Source organism: Janthinobacterium sp. NKUCC08_JDC, from assembly GCF_019345575.1.
GTDB lineage: Bacteria > Pseudomonadota > Gammaproteobacteria > Burkholderiales > Burkholderiaceae_D > Janthinobacterium > Janthinobacterium aestuarii.
On record NZ_JAHKQW010000002.1, the window covers coordinates 677,528 to 699,228 of the forward strand.

General features: G+C 63.3%; 17 protein-coding genes. 4 read left to right on the forward strand and 13 right to left on the reverse strand.

What is annotated here, in order from left to right; translation table 11 throughout:
* Nucleotides 1-122: 122 nt before the first annotated feature.
* The 12 genes from KO538_RS09075 to leuS form a co-directional block, all read right to left on the reverse strand.
* Nucleotides 123-827, reverse strand: coding sequence for a DUF4197 domain-containing protein (locus KO538_RS09075; RefSeq protein WP_219328081.1), 705 nt, complete (start codon nucleotides 825-827; stop codon nucleotides 123-125).
* Nucleotides 828-1,008: 181 nt separating this feature from the next.
* The gene (locus tag KO538_RS09080) at nucleotides 1,009-2,598 is read right to left on the reverse strand and encodes a tetratricopeptide repeat protein (RefSeq protein ID WP_219328082.1); all 1,590 of its coding nucleotides are present in this window, start codon (nucleotides 2,596-2,598) and stop codon (nucleotides 1,009-1,011) included.
* 2 nt (nucleotides 2,599-2,600) lie between these two features.
* Nucleotides 2,601-4,805 carry an EAL domain-containing protein gene (locus KO538_RS09085; protein ID WP_219328083.1) on the reverse strand — a complete coding sequence of 735 codons (2,205 nt, stop codon included), beginning with the start codon at nucleotides 4,803-4,805 and terminating at the stop codon, nucleotides 2,601-2,603.
* A 5-nt stretch (nucleotides 4,806-4,810) separates the two neighbouring features.
* Complete coding sequence (locus KO538_RS09090) at nucleotides 4,811-6,973, reverse strand: HDOD domain-containing protein (RefSeq protein WP_257620236.1); 2,163 nt, start codon at nucleotides 6,971-6,973, stop codon at nucleotides 4,811-4,813.
* A 203-nt stretch (nucleotides 6,974-7,176) separates the two neighbouring features.
* Entirely contained in the window at nucleotides 7,177-8,457 is a 1,281-nt protein-coding gene (locus KO538_RS09095) for a multidrug effflux MFS transporter (protein ID WP_198511227.1), read from the reverse strand.
* Between the two features lie 74 nt (nucleotides 8,458-8,531).
* Nucleotides 8,532-9,737: a class I SAM-dependent RNA methyltransferase gene (locus KO538_RS09100; protein ID WP_374106838.1), complete on the reverse strand. Its 1,206-nt coding sequence runs from the start codon at nucleotides 9,735-9,737 to the stop codon at nucleotides 8,532-8,534.
* Nucleotides 9,738-10,142: 405 nt separating this feature from the next.
* Entirely contained in the window at nucleotides 10,143-10,760 is a 618-nt protein-coding gene (locus tag KO538_RS09105; RefSeq protein ID WP_072457224.1) for a 2-hydroxychromene-2-carboxylate isomerase, read from the reverse strand.
* Between the two features lie 10 nt (nucleotides 10,761-10,770).
* Nucleotides 10,771-11,208 carry a CopD family protein gene (locus tag KO538_RS09110; RefSeq protein WP_034745744.1) on the reverse strand — a complete coding sequence of 146 codons (438 nt, stop codon included), beginning with the start codon at nucleotides 11,206-11,208 and terminating at the stop codon, nucleotides 10,771-10,773.
* Nucleotides 11,209-11,276: 68 nt separating this feature from the next.
* Entirely contained in the window at nucleotides 11,277-12,548 is a 1,272-nt protein-coding gene (locus KO538_RS09115; RefSeq protein WP_219328085.1) for a glutamate-5-semialdehyde dehydrogenase, read from the reverse strand.
* A gap of 17 nt (nucleotides 12,549-12,565) precedes the next feature.
* On the reverse strand, nucleotides 12,566-13,582 hold the full coding sequence (gene holA, locus KO538_RS09120; protein ID WP_058048018.1) for a DNA polymerase III subunit delta: 1,017 nt from the start codon (nucleotides 13,580-13,582) through the stop codon (nucleotides 12,566-12,568).
* Nucleotides 13,583-13,592: 10 nt separating this feature from the next.
* Nucleotides 13,593-14,192 carry an LPS assembly lipoprotein LptE gene (gene lptE, locus KO538_RS09125; RefSeq protein ID WP_128141709.1) on the reverse strand — a complete coding sequence of 200 codons (600 nt, stop codon included), beginning with the start codon at nucleotides 14,190-14,192 and terminating at the stop codon, nucleotides 13,593-13,595.
* A 2-nt stretch (nucleotides 14,193-14,194) separates the two neighbouring features.
* Nucleotides 14,195-16,834 carry a leucine--tRNA ligase gene (gene leuS, locus KO538_RS09130; protein WP_219328086.1) on the reverse strand — a complete coding sequence of 880 codons (2,640 nt, stop codon included), beginning with the start codon at nucleotides 16,832-16,834 and terminating at the stop codon, nucleotides 14,195-14,197.
* 150 nt (nucleotides 16,835-16,984) lie between these two features.
* On the opposite strand from leuS, the gene KO538_RS09135 reads away from it, so the two are divergent.
* Together KO538_RS09135 and KO538_RS09140 are read left to right on the forward strand one after the other, a co-directional pair.
* Entirely contained in the window at nucleotides 16,985-17,773 is a 789-nt protein-coding gene (locus tag KO538_RS09135; RefSeq protein WP_257620237.1) for a helix-turn-helix domain-containing protein, read from the forward strand.
* A gap of 77 nt (nucleotides 17,774-17,850) precedes the next feature.
* Entirely contained in the window at nucleotides 17,851-18,216 is a 366-nt protein-coding gene (locus KO538_RS09140) for a VOC family protein (protein ID WP_219328087.1), read from the forward strand.
* On the opposite strand, the gene KO538_RS09145 is transcribed toward KO538_RS09140, so the two are convergent.
* Nucleotides 18,213-19,109, reverse strand: a complete 897-nt coding sequence (locus tag KO538_RS09145; RefSeq protein ID WP_219328088.1) for a LysR substrate-binding domain-containing protein — start codon at nucleotides 19,107-19,109, stop codon at nucleotides 18,213-18,215. The two genes, KO538_RS09140 and KO538_RS09145, sit on opposite strands and share 4 nt — an antisense overlap.
* A 160-nt stretch (nucleotides 19,110-19,269) precedes the next feature.
* Between KO538_RS09145 and KO538_RS09150 the strand changes: the two genes are divergently transcribed.
* Both KO538_RS09150 and KO538_RS09155 read left to right on the forward strand, forming a co-directional pair.
* Nucleotides 19,270-20,448 carry an acyl-CoA dehydrogenase gene (locus KO538_RS09150; protein WP_219328089.1) on the forward strand — a complete coding sequence of 393 codons (1,179 nt, stop codon included), beginning with the start codon at nucleotides 19,270-19,272 and terminating at the stop codon, nucleotides 20,446-20,448.
* A complete protein-coding gene (locus tag KO538_RS09155) occupies nucleotides 20,448-21,695 on the forward strand; it encodes a CaiB/BaiF CoA-transferase family protein (protein ID WP_219328090.1) in 1,248 nt (415 codons plus the stop codon). The genes KO538_RS09150 and KO538_RS09155 overlap by 1 nt, the downstream gene beginning before the upstream one ends.
* The last annotated feature ends 6 nt before the right edge of the window (nucleotides 21,696-21,701 follow it).

A 21,701-nucleotide genomic window follows, 5' to 3' on the forward strand; every position in this document is an offset into this window, starting at 1 on the left:
GAATGTATGTCGCAGAATTTTAACATTGTTTTCTTGTAGCAAATGCTTAACTTGTTTCCCTTGCGCCACACCTATCCATACAGCGAAAACGCCGCCCACGGCCCTGCATCACGCTTGAACTGTCACTTCAAACTGCCAAACACTTTGCCGATAATCTTGCTGCCATAGGCGAGCGGATTGCTGCGGATGGCTTTTTCTTCCTCGCCGATCATCAGGTACAGGCCGTCAAGCGCACGGTCCGTGACATAGCCTTCCACCGTCGATTGCTGCTGCGGCACCAGTCCCGTCTTGCCGATCTGGCTCATGGTGCTGTTGTACTTGCTGGCCAGGCCGGAACGGTCGGTCACGGATTTCACGATGGGCAGGAATTTGACGGCCAGGGGCGCCGAGGTCTTCTGGCGGAAGAAATCCGTGACGGAGGTATCGCCACCGGACAGGATATTTTTCGCATCGCTCACGCTCATCGACTTGACCGCATCGAGCAGCAAGGGCTTGGCCATGGGCACGGCCGACTCGGCGGCACGGTTCATCGACACCACCAGCTCGTCCAGCTGCTGGCCGCGGCCCGTCATTTTCAGCAAGGGCTTGGCTTGCTCGAGAATGCCGGGCAGCTTGATTTTGACCTTGTCGTTGTTCAGGAAACCATTCTCGACACCCAGTTTCGATACGGCGGCGGCGGAACCGGCTTCCAGCGCCGCTTTCAAGCCATTGCTGGCATCCTGGTTGCTGAGGGCATCGAGGGGGCCGGCGGCACCTGCGCCGGACGACAGCAGCGCCAGCGCAAACAGCATGGCGGCCGGACGGCCAGGGAAAGGGTTCAGGCGCATGGTTTTCCTTTTCTAGAGAATATACAGACCACCTTCTTCTGGAACCTTAGCACATCAAAACTGCAAATACCGCAGCAATTTTGTGCGTCTGGGGGAAACAAGGGGTGCCACAGATGGCGAAGGGAAAGGACTATACAGCACCTGCTGTTGTATCCGCGCACGCTAACGCGGGCGGCAAGGCTCAGCCTGCTATCGCCGCCAGCTGTTCGCGCACCCGCGCCAGATCCGTCTCGCGCATGCGCGCCGCCGTCTGGCGCAAGGATTTTTCCGCGCCGGCCACGCCGGCCGCCACGGCCATCGACAGCCAGATATACGCCTGCTGCAAATCGAGCGGACCGCCCTGGCCGCTGGCCGCCATCAAGCCCAGATTCATCTGCGCCCGCGCATGGCCCTGGCGCGCAGCCAGCGCATACCAGTCCCAGGCGGCGGCATAATCCTGCGGCACGTCCTGGCCATTGTCATGGCGCAGCCCCAGCGCGAACTGGGCCAGGCTGTGGCCCTGCGCGGCGGCGCGGCAGTAACAGGCGCAAGCCTGCTGACTGTCGGGCGCCGGGCCATCGTCGCGGTCGTGCAAGACGCCCTGCATGTATTGCGCCGGCGCGTAATCTTGATCCGCGGCGCGCCGGTACCACTCCAGCGCCAGCGCCAGATCCTGCGGCACGCCCTGGCCATGTTCGTAACGCAGGCCCAGGTCGAACTGCGCCCGTACATGCCCCTGGTCGGCCGCCTTGCGGTACCAGAAGATGGCTTCCTGCGCATCGGCGGGCATGCCCTGACCATGCTCGTACAACAGTCCCAGCTGATACTGGGCGGCGGGAAAACCCTGCTCTGCCGCCTGACGGTAGAACGCTTGCGCCTGCGCGTAATCGTGGGCGCCGTGTTCATGATGCAGGCCCAGGTTGTGCTGTGCCGCCGCATGGCCCAGTCCCGCCGCCTTGACATACCATTCCAGCGCCGCCTGCTTATCGCAGGGCACGCCCTGGCCATTGTCGTAGATCAGGCCCAGGTTGAACTGCGAACTGGCGTGGCCCTGCTCGGCCGCGCGCCGGTACCAGGCGATCGCCTGCCGGCTGTCCTGCGGCAGCACGTCGCCATTTTCATAGCGCAGCGCCAGGTTGAACTGGGCCGGCGCATAGCCCTGTTCTGCCGCCTTGCGCATCCAGGCCGTCGCCTGCTGGCGATCCTGGCGCACGCCCTGGCCATTGTCGTAACGCAGGCCCAGGTTGAACTGCGCGCGCGCATAGCCCTGTTCGGCCGCCTTGCGGTACCAGGCGATCGCTTGCACGAAGTCCTGCGGCACACCCTTGCCATTGTCATACATCATGCCCAGATTGTTTTGCGCACCGGCGTCGCCCTGTTCCGCCGCGCGGCTGAACCACAGCATGGCTTGTCCGCTGTCTTGCGCGAGTCCCTGGCCCTTGGCGTACAGCCAGCCCAGGTTGTACTGCGCCGCCGCGTAACCCTGCTCGGCCGCCTGCTGGTACCAGTGCGCCGCCTGCGCAAAATCCTGCGGCACGCCCTGGCCCTTCTGGCACATCACGCCCAGGTTGTATTGCGCATGCTCGAGTCCCTGCGCGGCAGCCAGGCCATACCAGTGCAGCGCCTGCGCATAGCTTTGCTCGATGCCCTGGCCATTGAAATACATGAAGCCCAGGCTGTGCTGGGCGTTTGCATTGCCCTTCTCGGCCAGACCTTTCAGACGCAGATAATCAGCTGTGTAATGAGCAGCTGTGGAATGAGCGGCCGTGGAGCGGGGATCGGCAAGCGACACGATCAAGCCTCGATGGTCAGCGTCTGGGACGGCGCGGGGGCGGCATCGGCGATCAGACGGTTCTGCTCCTGCAGCACGCCGATGAAGCTGCCCAGCGAAATGGGCCGATGGTACAAGTAGCCCTGCATCGTGGTACAGCCCTTGTCCTGCAGGTAGCGCGCCTGCCCTTCCGTCTCCACGCCCTCGGCGATCAGGTGCAGGCCCAGGCCGCGCGCGATCGAGATGATGGCCAGGATGACGGGATAGTGTCCGTGCTCGTCGTGGATTTCCTTCACAAACGACTGGTCGATCTTGATCGTGTGGATGGGGAAGCGGTGCAGGTACGACAGCGAGGAGTAGCCAGTGCCGAAATCATCGATGGCCACCGACACGCCCAGCTGGCACAGCTTGTTCAACTGCTCGATCGCATACTGCGGGTTGCGGATGCAGATGTTTTCCGTGATCTCCACTTCGATCTTTTCCGGCGCGATGCCATAGCGCGTCAGCGCGCCGCGCATCTTCTCGAAGAAGTCGCCCCGGTCCAGGTATTGCGGCGACAAATTGAGCGACAGGCGCACGGCGTCGCCGCCGGCCGCGTTCCACTGCACCAGGTCGCGGCACAGCGCGCCCAGCATCCAGTCAGAGATCGGCAGCATCAAGCCGTTTTCCTCGGCAAACGGCAAAAATTCGCCGGCCGTCAGCAAGCCCCGTTGCGGATGGTTCCAGCGCATCAGGCCTTCTGCGCCGACGATGCGGCCCGTCATCACGTCCACCTGCGGCTGGTAATACATCTCCAGCTGGTTCAGCTCCAGCGCCTTGCGCAGACTCTGCTCGAGCGCGATCTTCTGGTGCGACACGTCGAGCATGGACTCGTGATAAAAACTGTGGCCGTTCTTGCCCAGCGCCTTGACCTGGTACATGGCGATGTCGGCATGGCGCAGCAGTTCATCGATGGTCTCGCCGTCGCCCGGATAGATGGCGATGCCGATCGAGGCCGAGATATGCACCTGGTTGCCATCGAGGTCGAAGGGCTGGTGCAGGCATTCGAGGAATTTGTCGGCGATCAGGCGCGCATCCTGGCGGTCCCGCAGTTCCGGCAGCACGATGGTAAATTCATCGCCGCCCTGGCGCGCCAGCGTATCGCCGCGGCGCAGACAATCCTTCAGGCGCAGCGCCACCTGCTGCAGCAATTCGTCACCCTTCACGTGGCCCAGGGTATCGTTGACCAGCTTGAAGCGGTCCAGGTCGATGAACATCACGGCCAGTTCCGTCAGCTTGCGCCGCGCCTGGATCACGGCCAGCCCCAGGCGGTCCTTGAACAGCATGCGGTTCGGCAGGTCCGTCAGGATATCGTGATAGGCCTGGTAGGAGATGACTTCCTCGGCGCGCTTGCGGTCGGTGATGTCGCGCGCCACGCCGTAGGTGCCGAAGTATTCCTGCTTTTTCGCTTCCTGATCGTGGCTGTGCATGCCGATCGAATTGAGCGGAATCGTCATCAAGGTGTTGTTGAAGGTGCGGTCGCTGCCAGTGCCGCTATGGCACTTCAGGCGCAGTTCCACATTGCGCGAGGCGCGTTCGTCGAGGCGGCGCTCATTGAAAGCATAGCGCGCCCGCTCCTGGTCCTCATCATGCACGAGGATGGAATAATGGCTGCCGATCAGCTCTTCGCGGCTAAAGCCCAGCAACTGGTGCACCCTGTCGTTGATGAAGGTGATGCGGCCTTCGTGGTTCAGCGTATAGATGATGTCGGGCGAGCTGTCGACCAGGTAGCGGTACATCTTTTCCGAGTTTTCCAGCTGCAGCGCGATGCGCTCGTTCTCCAGCGCCAGCTTGCGCTTTTGCAGCGCGTTCTCCACCGTCTTAAGCAGCTCTTCGCGGCTGTAAGGCTTGCGCAGATAATCGTAGGCGCCGCGTTTCAGGGCGCCGATGGCCGCTTCGATGCCGACGTCGCCGCTCATGACGATCACGTCGCCCTCGATGCCGCGCCGGTTGATGTGGTCCATGATTTCATGGCCGCTCATGTCGGGCAGGCGCAAGTCGAGCAGGATCAGGTCGAAGCGCAGTTTCGACAACTGCGCCAGCGCCTCGCTGCCGCAGGTGGCCGTGTGCAGCTGGTAGCCGCGGTCCTTCAGCAATTCGTGGAGGGAGGCGAGCAAACGGGGCTCGTCGTCGACCAGCAGGATGCGCGGGCTGTTTTCCAGGTCAAACGGAATGGCGGAGGAGTTCATGGACGTTACGAAGACAAGGCGGTATTGCCGGGCGCGGGCAGCGCGGCTGCGGCGCTCGCCGGCAAGGGAATGGGCAGTAGAATTTCAAACGAGGTGCCGGACTTGCTGCTGCGGCAGCCGATCACGCCATGCAGGCGCGTGACCAGGTCATGCACGATGGACAGGCCAAGGCCGTGATGCGCGCCTTCCTTGCTGCTGCGCACAGGCGAGAACAGATTGGCCAGCACTTCGGGCGCCAGGCCGGCGCCATTGTCGCTGACACACAGTTCCAGGTACAGGCGGCGGTCGCGGTTGACGTGGCCACGGTTCGCCACTTCGATGCGCCCGCCATCGGGCAAGGCTTCGACGGCGTTTTTCAGCAGATTAAGCAGGATTTGCTTGAGCATGTCGGCATCGGCTTCCACCTCGCATGGCGCGTCCTGCATGCGCGTGACCACCTCTATCTTCGGCGGCAGGAAGTCGGTGGCGCGGAACAGGCGCAGCACATCGTCGACGACGCGCGCGCAATCGGTCACGCCATTGGCCTCCGCCGGCTGCAGATCGGCCAGGCCGCCGATCAACTGGCCGACCCGGTCGATTTCCTCATTGAGGATCGCCATTTCGCCGGACACCGGTTCCTGCTTCTCGAGCTTGTGATCGAGCACGCTCAGGTAGTTCTTGATGATGGACAGCGGGTTGTTCACTTCATGCACGACGCGGCGCGACGCGGCGCGGTATTCCTCGGCCACATGATCGAGCTGGCGCCGCGCCAGGCCGCGCGCGCTGATGGCCGTTTCCAGCGCCGTGGCGGCCTGGTTGGCATACGCGCGCAGGAAACCTTCGCGCTTCTGGCAAGCGGGAATCTGCCATGCCGCCACGCCGCCAATGAGCACGCCCAGGCTGCGCTGCCCCGACGCCAAAGGCACGCAGACCAGGCTGTCGGTACCGAGAATGCGGAACAGCTGCTCCTCGACGATGCCCAACGCCGGCATGTCGCGTTTCAGGAACGCCAGCTGGCACTCGATCGCCGAGGCGGCCAAAGGTCCGCCCTTGGCCAGCGGGATCGAGAAGCCGGCCAGGCGCTGCTGATGTTCGCCCGCCGCCACGCCGACGAGCGCATGGCCGGTGGCGTTTTGCAGCAGGATGACGGCGGTGTCGAAATCGAACAGGATACGCGCCGAGCGTGTGATGGCTTCGAGCAGGCTGCTCTCGCCCTGCTGCCGGGCGAAGGTCTGCCCCACTTCGGACACCAGCACCATGTTGCGTACTTCGTCGGACAGGCGCCGCTGCACCGGATCGCCGGATGGCGGCGCATACGCGGGCGGCGTGGCGATATCGTCCGCGCCGGCCAGGTCGATGCCCAGATGCTGCGCGGCCTGCTCCACTTGGCGCGCGACGCTGCCGGCCAGCTCGTCCAGTGTCTCGACGTCCAGCGCGCACAGGCTTGCCGCCTGCGTGATGGACTCGGCCTCGTCCGCATCGTCGGCATGGCAGCACAACAGGTGCGCCAGACGCACGATGCGGATCAGGGGATGGCTCGCTTCCAGGCGCGCCAGCGGTTCATGGTGATACAGCACGCTGTCGGCCAGGAAGGAATCGAGATGCCAGCGCTCGATCAGCCAGGCGCCCGCTTCCGCATGCGTGATCTGCAAGGTGCGCTGCTCCACCGCGCACAGGGCGGCATCGTCGCGCGCCGTGAAATTGAAGGCGTATTCCTTCGGCGCCGTGGCCAGCAAGGCCAGTCGGCCCACGTTGTGCAGCAAGCCGGCCAGATACGCTTCCTCGGCGTGCGGATAGGCCATGGCCTTGGCCAGCGCGCGCGCCATGACGGCGGCCGACAGCGAGCTCTTCCAGAAGGCGCGCAAATCCGTGCTGCCGGAATGGGGAAAGCTGTTGAAGGTCTGGAAGACGGATTCGCTGATGACCAGGGTCTTGATCATGTCCGTGCCGAGCGAGACGAGCGATTGCTCCAGGCTGACGACCTTGCTCTGGCGATGGTAGGCCGAACTGTTGGCCACGCCGAGTATCTTGCTGGTCATGCCCGCATCCTTGGCGATCAGGGCGGCCAGCTCCGGCATGCCGGCATCGTCGGCCTGCAGGTGGGCGATCAGCTTGAGGAGGATCTGCGGCATGGCCGGCAGGCGGGCAATCAGCAGGCGATTGCGTATATCTTGATCAGATTGATGCATCGTATCAGGCATTGCCGGTTCGAAAAGGATGAGCGCTCAGCAGCGAAGCGCGGCCACGTTCAGAGGAATCCTCCACTCCTGTAAGCAAAAAATGTGTTGCCTGAGAGGATGCCGGGAAAGCAGTCATCTTATCATAAGCGCCGGATATTACTTGCAATATAGAAAATTAAGTTGAAATAAATCCAGCGTTCTACAGTGGAAACTTATGCCTTGAAGGAACCCAGCAAACGGTGGCGGAAGCGCCGCGATATCAGCCACAGGGCCAGCGCCAGCCCCGTAAACGCCAGCTGGCCCGACGCCAGCCACAGCACGGAACCGGACAGCAGCGGCGAGATCACGCCAGCCACCACGGCGCCCAGCAAGGTGCTGGCAAACGACTGGCACGAGGCCACCGTGCCTCGGATATGCGGGAACAGGTCAAGCGCCAGCAGGGTCGCGCCCGGCCCCACCAGCGACATGCCGAAGGTGTAGAAGAACAGGGGCAGCACCGACCAGGGCAACGATGGCGGCAGGAACAGGTGATACACGACATTGACGCTGGCGGCACACAGCAGGAAGGCAAAGCCGATGCCGATCTGGCGCGCGAACGTGACCTTGCCGGCAATGCGGTTGGCCGCCGCGGCGCCCATGAAAATCCCGCTCACGCAGGGAATGAACAGCCAGGCGAATTGCGATGGTCCCAGGCCCAGCTGCTTGGGCAGCATTTCCGGCGCGGCCGTGATGAACAGGAACAGGCCCGCGAAATTGAGGGCGACGATGCCCGCCTTGATGTGGAACAGGGGCGAGCGCAGGATCTGGCCATAGCTCGACGCGAGGAAACGCGGATTGAACGGCTGGCGCTTGGCCAAAGGCAGGGTTTCGGGCAAGCGCCAGTAGCAGAACGCCAGCAGCACCACCGTGTAAAAGGCGAGGAACAGGAAGATCGAGCGCCAGTCGAACCAGATGACGATCCAGCCGCCGAGAATCGGCGCCACGGCCGGCGCGATGGAAAAGATCATCGTCACCAGCGACAGCAGCCGCGCCGCCGCCGCATCGGCATACAGGTCGCGGATGATGGCGCGGCTGATCACCACGCCGGCGCCGGCCGAGACGCCCTGCATGATGCGGAAGAACCACAGATAGTGCACCGTATGCGCCGAAGCGCAACCCAGCGAGCCGATGGCGAACATCAGCAGGGACACGAGAATGACGTTGCGCCGGCCAAAGGTGTCCGAGATCGCGCCATGCCACAGCACCATGCCGGCAAAGGCCAGCATGTAGAACGTCAGCGACTGCTGCACTTCCAGCGGCGACGCCTGCAGCGAACCCTGGATCGCGCCAAACGCGGGCAGATACGTATCGATCGACAGGGGGCCCAGCATCGACAGCCCGGCCAGCATCATCGCCAGCGCACCGCGGCTCAGCGGCGCCATGTGGCTCGGCGTGGGAGGCGGAACGGGGGTAACCGGGTCTGGCGGCACATCGGCCGGTGGGGTGGGAAACATGGCGGATCCAAAGTGGCGCGCGGACCTGCATTGGTCCGCGCGCGGGGTTACTGCGGGTGTCTTGCGATGAATGCTTACTGCTGTGGCTTCGGTTTCGCTTCTTCGCGGCGGTTGTAACCTGCGACCATGTCAAAGCGGAACAAACGGCATTCCAGCGCACCGTTGAAGAATGGCGTCTTGCGCGCTTCTTTCAGGCGCAGCAGCTTGGGCAAGCCCAGGTCGGCCGTGAACAGGAACACGGTCCAGCCGGCGAAACGCTGCTTCAGGGTCGTGCCCATGGCCGAGTAGAAGGACGTCGACAGTTCATCTTCCGGGATGGTGCTGTCGCCGCGCACGCCGATACGCTCGCCGTACGGCGGGTTGGTCAGCATGATGCCCGGCACGTCGCTTGGCGGCTTGACTTCCTGCGCCTCAATCTGTTTCAAGGGCACGTCGAAGCGCACGCCGGCGCAACGCAGGTTGTGGCGCGTCATGGCGACCATGTCGCCCGAGATATCGCTGCCGAAAATCGTCGGTTCGGCCGGCAACGGATTGACCTTGATAGCGTTTTTCATGGCATTCCATGGCGCCGGATCGAAGTCGTGGAAGTTTTCAAACGCGAACTGGCGCGACGCGCCCGGTGGTATCCCCTGCAGCATCTGCGCCGCTTCGGCCAGGATGGTGCCGGAACCGCACATCGGGTCGAACAGCACCATGCCAGGCTTCCAGCCCGACACGCGCAGCAGGCCGGCGGCCAGGTTTTCGCGCAGCGGCGCGTCGCCCGTCTCTTCGCGCCAGCCGCGCTTGAACAGGGCTTCGCCCGAGGTGTCGAGGTAGACGGTAAACGTGTGCGCGTCAAGGAAGCCGACGATGCGCATGTCCGGCGTCTTGGTGTTGACCGATGGACGCTCGTTGAACTGGTCGCGGAAGCGGTCGCAGATCGCATCCTTGATTTTCAATGTCGTGAATTCCAGGCTGCGCAGCGGCGATTTGACGGCCGTGACATCGACGCGGATCGTGTGGTGCACGCCGAACCAGTCTTCCCAGGATTGCGCCAGGGTCAGGTCATAGATGTCGTTTTCCGTCTTGTAGCCGGAATGGGCCATGCGCATCAGCACGCGCGAAGCGATGCGCGAATGCAGGTTGATGCGGTAGGAATCGAGCAGGTCGCCCGAGCAGTGTACGCCGCCCGGTACCTGGTTATGGACCTTCATGGTCGCACTATCCTGGGCGATCTCGCCCAGTTCCTCGGCCAGCGCCGCTTCCATGCCGCGCGGGCATGGGCAAAAATATGAAGCCATGGTGTACCTTTTATCCGTTGTAGTGAACACCCGCAGGCACCTGCTGCGCGGTACGGCGCTCGCCCGGCGATGCTCGCCGTACCTTCGTACGGCTGCGCTTCTCGGACAAGCGGCGATCCGCTCGCGACGGTGCCTGCGGGTATCGTTACTTTTACTGCATTAAAAAAACCACTTTGTTAACACTGCTTTTAACTTGCTACCTCGCCAGCCGACATGTGCCGCTGACTGTGCTGGTCGGATTACGCGCGGCCTTGCCCCGCTAATCCGACCTACATCCTCAGACCATGAGGCAAAACCGCGCCTGTCCCGTAGGTCGGCTTAGCCCGCCAGGGCGTAAGCCGACATGCGCTGCCGACTGAGCTTGTCGGATTACGCGCGGGGCGCTAATCCGACCTACATCCCTATCTATTTTGCGTCCAGCGCCCGCTCGACGAAATCGAGGCGGTCCTGGCCCCAGTACCCTTCGCCATCGACGATGTACCACGGCGAGCCGAAGACGGAAGCGGCGGTGGCTGCCTCCGTATTGGCGTCGTATTCCGCCTGCACGCTTGCCGTTTCCGACGTTTTCAGCAACTGGCGGCCATCGAAACCGGCATCAACGGCGATCTGCACCAGCGTCTCTTCGTCGCCGATGTTGCGCTCTTCGGCCCACAGGCCGCGCATGATGGCGTGCGCCAGGTTCAGCGATGCCTCCACGCCGTGCGCCAGGCGCGTGGCGATGATCAGCTTGGCCGACGCTTCCGGCGACACGGGGAAGAACTTCGGCTGCAAGGTCAATGGCACTTGCAAAAAGGCCGACCAGCGCGCCAGTTCGGCCAGGCGGTAGGCCTGGCGCTGCGGCGCGCGCTTGGCCAGCGGCAGGCCGCCCGAGACGCTGAAGACCTTGCCCAGGTCGAAGGGACGCACGTCGATCTGTGCGCCCGTCTTCGCGGCGATGGCCATCAGGCGCGCGTGGCCCAAATAGGTCCATGGCGAGTGGGGGGCGAAGAAATACTGCACGACTTTGTCCTGACTTGCACTCATCTCGACTCCCTTAGAAAGGCTTGACCACGACCAGCACGACGACGGCCAGCAGCATCACCACCGGCACTTCATTAAACCAGCGGAACCAGGTGTGGCTGCGCTTGTTGAGACCTTTTTCAAACTTGCGCAGGATAGAACCGCAGGCGTGGTGATAGCCGAGCAGCAGCACCACGAACGTCAGCTTGGCGTGCATCCAGCCCGGCATCTTCATGCGGCCTTCGCCCCCGCCGTACAGCATCCACATCAGGGCCAACCCCAGCACCATCGCCGGCAGCGCCAGCAGGGACATGAAGCGGTACAGCTTGCGCGCCATCAGCAGCAGGCGCTCGGTGGCCACCGTTTCCGTCTCCATCGCCAGATTCACGAAGATGCGCGGCAAATAAAACAGGCCGGCGAACCAGGACATGACGAAGATAATGTGGAAGGCTTTGGTCCAGAGAAAGAGCATGGGGTTCCCAGTGTCGGAGGTGGAGAAAAACAGAGCACGGGCCGCCTTGTGGGCAGCCCGCGAGGAGACTACTTGCGGATTTCGCCGTGGCCGAATACCACGTACTTGAGCGAGGTCAAACCTTCCAGGCCCACCGGACCGCGTGCGTGCAGCTTGTCGTTCGAGATGCCGATTTCGGCGCCCAGGCCATACTCAAAACCGTCGGCGAAACGCGTCGACGCGTTCACCATCACCGAGGCGGAATCGACTTCGCGCAGGAAGCGCAGCGCATCGCTGTAGTCTTCCGTGATGATCGATTCCGTGTGCTTCGATGAATACTGGTTGATGTGGTCCATCGCCTCATCGATGCCGTCGACTACCTTCACCGACAGGATGGCCGCCAGGTATTCGGTGGACCAGTCTTCCTCCGTGGCCTGTACCAGGTGCGGATAAGCGGCGGCGGCCAGGATCGCATGGCTTTCCGGATCGGCGCGCAGTTCCACCTGCTTGGTCAGGTACAGTTCGGCCAGTTGCGGCAGCACGGTGGCGGCGATGGCGCGCGACACCAACAGGGTTTCCATGGTGTTGCAGGTGCCGTAGCGGTGGCATTTCGCGTTGAAGCCAATATCGATCGCCTTCCTGATGTCGGCCTTGGCGTCGATGTAGACGTGGCAGATGCCGTCGAGGTGCTTGATCATCGGTACCGTAGCTTCTTCCATCAGGCGCGCGATCAGGCCCTTGCCGCCGCGCGGCACGATGACGTCCACGTACTGCGGCATGGTGATCAAGGCGCCGACGGCGACGCGGTCCGTGGTGTCGATGACTTGCACCGCATCGGCCGGCAAGCCTGCTCCCTGCAAGCCTTCGGCCACCAGCTTGGCCAGCGCGCGGTTGCAGTGGATCGCTTCCGAGCCGCCGCGCAAGATCGTCGCGTTGCCGCTCTTGATGCACAGGCCGGCCGCGTCCACCGTCACGTTCGGACGCGCTTCATAGATGATGCCGATGACGCCCAGCGGCACGCGCATCTGGCCCACCTGGATGCCCGTCGGGCGGAATTTCATGTTCGAGATTTCACCGATCGGATCGGCCAGCGAGACGATCTGCGTCAAGCCTTCGACCATGGTGGCAATCGCCGCATCGGACAGGGTCAGGCGGTCGAGCATGGCCGGCGCCAGGCCGGCGGCAGCGGCCGCATCGAGGTCGCGCTGGTTGGCGGCGCGCAGCAGATCGGCATCGCGCACGATGGCGGCGGCGATCAGGCTCAAGGCGCGGTTGCGCGTGGCGCTGTCGGCACGCGCCATGGCGCGCGAAGCGGCGCGCGCGCGCGTGCCCACGTCCTGCATATATTCTGTGATGTCCATGCTCGTATCCATAAAAGTTAACCTCGGGCGATCTTCAGGCCCAGCTGCAGCATGGCGTCCCAGGCATCGCCCGCGTAGCCCTTGGCGCGCAAGCCCTTGATCATCTTGTCCACCTGCGCCGCCTGCTGCAGCGCCGCTTCCAGCACGGGCAGCGAAATGCGCCGCAGGGCCGGTTCCATCATCCGCTCGCGCGGACCCCAGATGCGGTATTCCTTCAGCAGCGCGCCCAATGGACGCCCTTGCGCCATGCCGGCCTTCAATTTTAACAGCGTGCGGATTTCCTCGGAGACGGCCCACAAGACCAGCGGCAGCGCCTCGCCCTCGCCTTTCAAGCCTTCGAGCATGCGCACCAGGCGCGCCGGGTCGCCGGCCAGCATGGCTTCGGACAGCTTGAAGACATCGTAGCGGGCCACGTTCAGCACCGCGTCCTGCACTTGTTCGTACGTCAGCTTGCCAGCGGCATGCAGCAAGCCCAGTTTCTGGATTTCCTGGTGCGCCGCCAGCAAGTTGCCTTCCACCCGCTCGGCGATGAAGTCGATGCTGGCGCGTTCGGCGCTTTGTCCCTGCGCGGCCAGGCGCTGCGATATCCATGCCGGCAACTGCGCCCGTTCCACATTCGGAATGTCGATATACACGGCCGCCTGCTGCAGGCTGGCGACCCAGGCCGCCTTCTGCGTGGCCCAGTCCAGCTTGGGCAAGGTGATCAGGGTGAGATTATCGGGACTCAGGTTTTTGGCGTAGCTTTGCAGCGCCGCGCCGCCATCCTTGCCCGGCTTGCCGGTGGGGATGCGCAGCTCGATCAGTTTTTTATCGCCGAACAGCGACAGCTCCTGATTCGCCGCCAGCAGTTCGCCCCACTTGAAGCTGCGCTCCACCGTCAGCACGTCGCGCTCGGAATACCCTTGCGCGCGCGCCGCGCGGCGGATCTTGTCGGCCGCTTCCAGCGCCAGCAGGTGTTCGTCGCTGGTGATCACATACAGCTGCGCCAGCGGCTTGGCCACATGCCCATCGAGCGCGTCTATCCGCAATTGCATGGCGTCCCCGTTACTGCTGCGGGGCTGCCGGCGCGACCGGCGTCACGGGCGCCACTGGCGCCACCGACATGGCCGGCAGCACCGGCTTGATGGCGGCCAGGCGGCGCATGATCTGCTGCACCAGGTCGTTGCGCATGTCGCGGTACAGCGCCGCTTCCTCGGTTTCCTTGGCCAGCACCTGCCTGTCGTCGAAGGTGATAGGACGCACCAGGCTGATGGTCGTCGGTGCCAGCAACTGGTTGCCGGCCTTGTCCAATACGCGGAAATTGATCGCATAGCCAAGTTGGTACTCTTGCACGCGACCGCTCGTATTCAGGGACAGAATGGTCTTGGTACGATTCCTCTCCGGATCGCTGAGCACCTCAAGGACGGCGTCGGCGCCATCCTTGGTATTGACCACCTCCGTGCTGCCAATGGCGCGGATATAGCGCTTCAGGCCGATCGCCAGCGGCGACGAATCAGGCAAGCCGATGTACATCGTCGCGAACGGCAGCATGAAACTGCCGTTCGAACCGCGCAAGTGAAAGCCGCAGGCCGACAGCAGGACAGTCAGGCCCAGCGCCAGCACGGCGCGGCGGCCCAACAGCGATACTTGAGAGGAAGTCGTCATGATTACACCACGATGCTGATTAACTTGCCTGGCACGACGATGATCTTCTTCGGCGTGGTCTCGACGTACTTCTGCACACTTTCGCACGCCAGCGCAGCCGCTTCGATGCTGGCCTTGTCCGCATCCTTGGCCACCGTGATCGAGCCGCGCAGCTTGCCGTTCACCTGGATCATCATCTCGATCTCGGACTGTTCCAATGCGGCCGGGTCGACCTGCGGCCATGCCACGTTCAACAGATCGCCGTGCACGCCGGCGTAACCCAATTCCTGCCACAGCACATGGGTGATGTGCGGCGCGACAGGGTTAAGCAGGCGCAGGAAGATGGAGAAGCCTTCGGCGATCAGCGCCTTCGACTGCGCGCTGTCATCGAGCTTGGCCGATTCCAGGGTATTGAGCATCTTCATGCAGGCCGACACCACGGTGTTGTACTGGATGCGCTTCAAGTCGTAATCGGCTTGCTGCAGCAGCTTGTGCAATTCGCGGCGCAGGTTTTTCTGCGCGTCGCCCGTGGCCGGTGCGGCACCGCCAGCCAGTGCGGCCTGGATCGTTGCCGACTGCGCGTAACCGAAGTTCCACACGCGGCGCAGGAAGCGGTTCGCGCCTTCGACGCCGCTGCCCGACCATTCCAGCGTCTGTTCCGGCGGCGAGGCGAACATGGTGAACAGGCGGGCCGTGTCGGCGCCGTACTGCTCGATCTGCGCTTGCGGGTCGATACCGTTGTTCTTCGACTTCGACATTTTTTCCGTGCCGCCGATTTCCACCGGCTGGCCGTCGGCCACCAGGACGGCGCTTTGCGGACGACCCTTGTCATCGAGCGACAGGCGCACGTCGTCCGGGTTGAACCAAGTGGTCTTGCCCGCCGCGTCCTTGCGGAAGTAGGTTTCGTTGAGCACCATGCCCTGCGTCAGCAGGTTGACGAATGGCTCGTCGAACTTGACCAGGCCGAAGTCGCGCATGATCTTGGTCCAGAAGCGCGCGTACAGCAAGTGCATGACGGCGTGTTCGATGCCGCCGATGTACTGGTCCATCGGCATCCAGTAATCGTTGCGCGCGTCGACCATGGCGTCGTTCGAGCCTGGCGAGGTATAGCGCATGTAGTACCACGACGAATCAACGAAGGTATCCATGGTGTCCGTCTCGCGGCGCGCCGGCTTGCCGCACTGCGGGCAGTCGCACTGCAAAAAGGCTTCATATTTGTTCAGCGGATTGCCCGTGCCGTCCGGCACGCAGTCTTCCGGCAGCACCACCGGCAGATCTTTTTCCGGCACCGGTACCACGCCGCAATCGGCGCAATGGATCATCGGGATCGGCGTGCCCCAGTAGCGCTGGCGCGAAATGCCCCAGTCGCGCAGGCGGAACGTGGTTTTCTTTTCACCCAGGCCCAGCTCCGCCAGGTCGGCCGCCACCGCATCGACGGCGGAAGCGAAATGCAAGCCGTCGTATTTGCCGGAAGCGACGCAGACGCCGTCCTTGCTGCCATACGATTCCTGCCAGGCGTCCGTCGAAAATTCCTGGCCCTTGACTTCGATCACTTGCTTGATTGGCAGATTGTATTTCTTGGCAAAGCCGAAATCGCGCTCGTCGTGCGCCGGCACGCCCATCACGGCGCCATCGCCGTAGGTGATCAGGACGTAGTTGCCGACCCAGACTTCCACTTGCGCGCCCGTCAACGGATGGGTGACGAACAGGCCGGTCGGCATGCCCTTCTTCTCCATCGTTGCCATGTCCGCTTCGATCACGGAACCGAGCTTGCATTCGGCGTTGAAGGCCGCCAGCGCGGGATTGCTTTGCGCGGCGTGGATGGCCAGCGGGTGCTCGGCGGCCACGGCGCAGAAGGTCACGCCCATGACGGTGTCAGGACGCGTGGTAAACACATACAGCTTGCCGTCGCCGATCAGGGCGCCTTCGGCATCCGCGATTGTGTGCGGGAAGGCGAAGCGCACGCCCGTCGACTTGCCGATCCAGTTGGTCTGCATGATGCGCACGCGCTCGGGCCAGCCCGGCAGCTTGTCATCCACATAGGCCAGCAATTCTTCCGCGTAATCGGTGATGCGCGCGTAGTACATGGGGATTTCGCGCTTTTCGATCAGCGCGCCCGAACGCCAGCCCTTGCCATCGACCACTTGTTCGTTGGCCAGCACGGTCTGGTCGATCGGGTCCCAGTTCACGGTACCGGTCTTCTTGTAGATGATGCCTTTTTCCAGCATCTTGAGGAACATCCACTGGTTCCATTTGTAGTATTCAGGCTTGCAGGCGGTCATTTCGCGCGACCAGTCGATGGCCAGGCCCATCGATTCCATCTGCTGCTTCATGTGGGCAATGTTCGAGTACGTCCATTGCGCGGGCGGTACGTTGTTGGCCATGGCCGCGTTTTCCGCCGGCATGCCGAACGCATCCCAGCCCATCGGCATGAGCACGTTGTAGCCGTTCATGCGCAGGTAGCGGTACATCACGTCATTGATCGTATAGTTGCGCACGTGACCCATGTGCAGCTTGCCCGAAGGGTAAGGCAGCATCGAGCAGGCAAAATACTTGCCTTTTGGGAAACGCGGGTCGTGTTCGACGGCTTTATAGGCGTCGATCGCCTTCCAGTGCGATTGGGCGGCTTGTTCGACGTCGGCGGGACTATATTTGTCTTGCATAATGGATGTGCGACCAGCGTGGCCCGGCCAATAGTGGATATGAACCGAGCATTATACTGGTTGTCGCCGCCCGATAGCGCGGCGCGCTGGCGGCCCGGGCGCGCATATTTTGGCCGGCGCACAATTATGCTGTGTAAGATATACGCAATCTTGTTCTTTGCATCAAAGCCGGCCATGATCGTCTACCAGGAATATCCGCCCATCCCCGCCCTGCGGCCCTGGCTGGACTGCGTCTGGACGTGCCGCGTGCAGACGGGCGCCACGCCCTTCACGCACCAGGTCTTGCCCGACAATTGCATCGACATCCTGTGCCAGGACCAGCAGGACGCCAGCTTTGCCGTCGGCATGATGACGGCGCCGATTGCCGTCGTCAGCCAGGGCCTCGTGCAGACGGTGGCGGCCCGCTTCAAACCGGGCGCGGCGGCACGCTTCTTCCAGCTGCCCTTGTGTGAACTCAACGATGGCCGCACGGGATTGCAGCAGCTGTGGGGCCGCGAGCTGGCGGCGCGCCTCGGTGACGCGCTATGGAGCGAGCCTTTGAGCAACGTGCAACGAGTTTCCATTTTGCAAGAATATCTGCTGCTGCGCTTGCGCACCGCGCCGCCACGGCGCCAGGCTGGCGCGGCCGACCACGCGATCGCGGCCATCGAGGCGGCATCGGGGCAAGTGCGCGTGGATGGGCTGGCGCGGCAGCTGGGCGTGTCGCGCCAGCACCTGGCGCTGCAATTTCGCCAGCAAGTGGGTATCAGCCCGAAGCTGTTTGCCCGCATCTGCCGCTTTCGCGCGGCCAGCGCTGGCATGCGAAGCCTGGCCGGACAACAGGATTGGGCGCAAGTGGCCTTGCAATATGGCTATTTCGACCAGTCGCACCTGATCCACGACTTCCAGGATTTCGCCCGCAGTTCGCCCGAGGCGTGGCTGACGGGCCGGCGCACTTGAATACCTTCCATTTTTACAATCACACGCCGCGCGCCGGTGGCATGATGACCGTATTCTTCATTCATCAGGAGCAGAACATGATCAAAGGTTTACGCACCGTCACCTATCCCGTCCCCGACCTGGACAAGGCCAAGGCCTGGTACAGCCAGGTATTCGGCACGGCGCCGTATTTCGACCAGCCCTTCTATGTCGGCTTCAATATCGGCGGCTTCGAGCTGGGCTTGCTGCCGGACGGCCAGCCTGGCACGCAGGGCAGCGTGACGTACTGGGGCGTGGACGGCATCGAGCAGGAAGTCGAGCGCATCGTGGCACTGGGCGGCAGCCTGCACCACCCGCTCACGGACGTGGGCGACGGCATCCGCACGGTGGAATTGCTCGACCCGTTCGGCAACCAGATCGGCCTGATCGACAATCCCCATTTCGATACCGCCAAGGTCGCCTAAGCCGCCTCGTCCTGCAACCATCGCCGGAACTGCTGCAAGGCCGGTTTTTCATGCGCCGCCTCGGGCGTGATCAGGTAATACGCGCGCTGGCCGCGCAGTGGGCGCTCGCATGCGATGCGCAGCTCGCCGCGCGCCAGTTCCGCTTCGACCAGCATGCGTGGCAGCAAGACCACGCCCTGCCCCTGCACGGCCGCCATGGCCAGCATGGAAAACAGCTCATAGCGGGCGCCGTAGCGCGCCAGTTCCCCATCGACCTGCATGGCGTCAAACCACTGGCGCCAGGCGCCCGGGCGCGTACTTTGCTGCAACAAGGTCAATTCCAATAAATCCTGCGGCTGCCAGGCGCTGCGCGCGGCCAGCAGACGCGGGCTGGCGACGGGCACGATTTCTTCATGCATGAGCAAGGTGGCACGCGTGCCGGGCCAGCGCGCCAGCTGCTCGGGCGTGCCCGCGTACAGGGCGCCATCGTATTCCGTATCGGCAAACATGAACGGTTTCGTATAGGCATCGATGTGCACGACGATGTCCGGGTGCAAGCCCGCCAGTGAAGCCAGCCGCGGCATCAGCCAGCGCGTGGCAAACGTGGGGACCGAGGCCAGCTGCAAGGCGCCGCCACCACCCTGGCGCGCCATGGTGTCGAGCGTATCGCGCTCGAGGCCATCGAGACGCGCCGCGATCTGCCGCGCATACCCGGCGCCGGCGCTGGTCAGCAGCACACCGTGGCGCGTGCGCTGGAACAGTTGCACGCCAAGAAAGCTTTCCAAGGAGGATATCTGGCGCGACACGGCGCTTTGCGTCAGCGACAGTTCGCGCGCCGCATGCGTGTAGCTCTGGTGCCGCGCCGCCGCCTCGAAACAGTTCAGCGCTTGCAGCATGGGGATTTTGCGTGACATGGGAGTATCCGGCCGGTGAAAGGCTCCTAGTATGCCGCAAGATATGCGCAACACGCATGTCTGAGTGCGAAAAAATCGTTTGCGCAAGGCTAGGCAAAAACCTACCATGAGCCATATTCAATCTTGCGCCGATCACCGGCGCTCACCTGCGAGGCCTGTGATGAGCAAAACCGTATTCGACTGGAATTCCCCCCTGCTGCTGGAAGAACAACTGACGGGCGATGAACGCGCCGTGCTGGAAGCGGCCCGCGACTATTGCCAGGGCAGCCTGGTGCCACGCGTACTCGAATCGTTCCGCCATGGCCGCACGGACGCGGCCATCTTCCGCGAAATGGGCGAGCTGGGCTTGCTGGGCACCACCATTCCCGAAGAATACGGCGGCGCCGGCCTGAACTATGTTTGCTACGGCCTGGCCGCACGCGAAGTCGAGCGCGTCGATTCGGGCTACCGTTCGATGATGAGCGTGCAATCGTCCTTGGTGATGGTGCCGATCAACGCCTTCGGCAACGAAGAAACCAAACAGAAATATCTGCCGAAACTGGCGACGGGCGAATACATCGGCTGCTTCGGCCTGACGGAACCGAACCACGGCTCCGACCCTGGCAGCATGGTCACGCGCGCCCGTAAAGTGCCGGGCGGCTACAGCCTGTCGGGCGCAAAGATGTGGATCACCAATAGCCCGATCGCCGACGTGTTCGTCGTCTGGGCCAAGGACGATGAAGGCGCGATCCGCGGATTCGTGCTGGAAAAAGGCTGGAAAGGCTTGTCGGCGCCGGAAATCCACGGCAAGGTCGGCTTGCGCACCAGCATCACCGGCGAAATCGTCATGGATGAAGTGTTCTGCCCTGAAGAAAACGCCTTCCCCGACGTGCGCGGCCTGAAAGGCCCGTTCACTTGCCTGAACAGCGCCCGCTACGGCATCGCCTGGGGCGCGCTGGGTGCGGCCGAAGACTGCTACCTGAAAGCACGCCAGTACACAATGGACCGCCAGCAATTCGGCCGCCCATTGGCCGCGAACCAGCTGGTGCAAAAGAAACTGGCCGACATGCTGACGGAAATCACCATGGGCTTGCAAGGCTGCTTGCGCCTGGGCCACATGAAGGATGAAGGCTCGCCGGCCGTGGAAATCACGTCTATCATGAAACGCAACAGCTGCGGCAAGGCGCTCGATATTGCCAGAGTGGCGCGTGACATGATGGGTGGCAACGGCATTTCCGACGAGTTCGGCGTCATCCGCCACCTGGTCAACCTGGAAGTGGTCAATACCTATGAAGGCACGCACGATGTGCACGCGCTGATCATCGGCCGCGCCATCACCGGCATCGCCGCGTTCAACTAATGGACGCCATGGCTTCCACCTTGCGGCCCGCGCCGCTGACCGGCTTGCGCGTACTCGACCTGTCGCGCGTGCTGGCCGGCCCGTGGGCCGGGCAAATGCTGGCCGACCTGGGCGCCGACGTCGTCAAGGTTGAACAGCCGGGCCGCGGCGACGACACGCGCTCGTGGGGTCCACCGTATCTGAAAGACGAGGATGGCCGCGACACGGCCGAGGCCGCCTATTTCCAGTGCGCCAACCGCAACAAGCGCTCCTTGTGCATCGACCTGGCCGCCCCCGAAGGGCAAGCGCTGGTGCGCAAGCTGGCTGCCGAATCGGACGTGCTGCTGGAAAATTTCAAGCTGGACGGCTTGAAGCAATACGGCCTCGATGCGGCCAGCTTGCTGGCGTTCAACCCGCGCCTCGTCTACTGCTCCATCACGGGCTTCGGCCAGGATGGGCCGTACGCGGCGCGCGCCGGCTATGACTTCCTGATCCAGGGCATGGGTGGGCTGATGAGCATCACGGGCGTGCCCGATGGCCAGCCGGGCGCCGGGCCGCAAAAAGTGGGCGTGGCGCAGACGGACATCCTGACGGGCCTGTACGCCACCATCGCCGTGCAGGCGGCGCTGGCCGAACGGGAACGCTCGGGCCTGGGCCAGCATATCGACCTGGCCTTGCTCGACGTGCAAGTGGCGGCGCTGGGCAACCAGGCGGCCAATTACCTGTGCGGCGGCAAGGTGCCGCAGCGCATGGGCAATGCGCACCCGAACATCGTGCCTTACCAGGACTTTCCCACGGCCGATGGCGACATGATTCTGGCGATCGGCAACGATGGGCAGTTTTCGCGCTTTTGCGCCGTCGCCGGCCACCCGGAATGGGCGCAGGATGAACGCTTCGCCACCAATCCGCAGCGCGTGGCGCACCGGGCGATCCTGATTCCCTTGATGCGCCAGACCACGGTCATGCGCACGACGGCCGAGTGGATCAGCGCGTTCGAGGCGCAAGCCGTGCCCTGCGGTCCCGTCAACCGCATCGACCAAGTGTTTGCCGACCCGCAAGTGGTGGCGCGTGGCTTGAAAGTGGAGATGCCGCACCCGACGGCGGGCACGGTGGCGCTGGTGGGCAATCCCGTGCGCCTGTCGGCCTCGCCAGTGCAATACCGCTTGCCGCCGCCATTGCTGGGGCAGCATACGCAGGAAGTGCTGCAGCAGTGGCTGGGATTGGACAGTGCGGAAATTGACGGCTTGCGTGAGCGCAAGGTGGTGTAAAGATTG

Bases quoted from the DNA above. Each gene is read 5' to 3' on its own strand.
- KO538_RS09075 (WP_219328081.1), bottom strand. From the start codon at position 827: ATGCGCCTGAACCCTTTCCCTGGCCGTCCGGCCGCCATGCTGTTTGCG.
- KO538_RS09085 (WP_219328083.1), bottom strand. From the start codon at position 4,805: ATGAACTCCTCCGCCATTCCGTTTGACCTGGAAAACAGCCCGCGCATC.
- KO538_RS09090 (WP_257620236.1), bottom strand. From the start codon at position 6,973: ATGCATCAATCTGATCAAGATATACGCAATCGCCTGCTGATTGCCCGC.
- KO538_RS09095 (WP_198511227.1), bottom strand. From the start codon at position 8,457: ATGTTTCCCACCCCACCGGCCGATGTGCCGCCAGACCCGGTTACCCCC.
- KO538_RS09100 (WP_374106838.1), bottom strand. From the start codon at position 9,737: ATGGCTTCATATTTTTGCCCATGCCCGCGCGGCATGGAAGCGGCGCTG.
- KO538_RS09105 (WP_072457224.1), bottom strand. From the start codon at position 10,760: ATGAGTGCAAGTCAGGACAAAGTCGTGCAGTATTTCTTCGCCCCCCAC.
- KO538_RS09110 (WP_034745744.1), bottom strand. From the start codon at position 11,208: ATGCTCTTTCTCTGGACCAAAGCCTTCCACATTATCTTCGTCATGTCC.
- KO538_RS09115 (WP_219328085.1), bottom strand. From the start codon at position 12,548: ATGGACATCACAGAATATATGCAGGACGTGGGCACGCGCGCGCGCGCC.
- holA (WP_058048018.1), bottom strand. From the start codon at position 13,582: ATGCAATTGCGGATAGACGCGCTCGATGGGCATGTGGCCAAGCCGCTG.
- lptE (WP_128141709.1), bottom strand. From the start codon at position 14,192: ATGACGACTTCCTCTCAAGTATCGCTGTTGGGCCGCCGCGCCGTGCTG.
- leuS (WP_219328086.1), bottom strand. From the start codon at position 16,834: ATGCAAGACAAATATAGTCCCGCCGACGTCGAACAAGCCGCCCAATCG.
- KO538_RS09140 (WP_219328087.1), top strand. From the start codon at position 17,851: ATGATCAAAGGTTTACGCACCGTCACCTATCCCGTCCCCGACCTGGAC.
- KO538_RS09145 (WP_219328088.1), bottom strand. From the start codon at position 19,109: ATGTCACGCAAAATCCCCATGCTGCAAGCGCTGAACTGTTTCGAGGCG.
- KO538_RS09150 (WP_219328089.1), top strand. From the start codon at position 19,270: ATGAGCAAAACCGTATTCGACTGGAATTCCCCCCTGCTGCTGGAAGAA.
- KO538_RS09155 (WP_219328090.1), top strand. From the start codon at position 20,448: ATGGACGCCATGGCTTCCACCTTGCGGCCCGCGCCGCTGACCGGCTTG.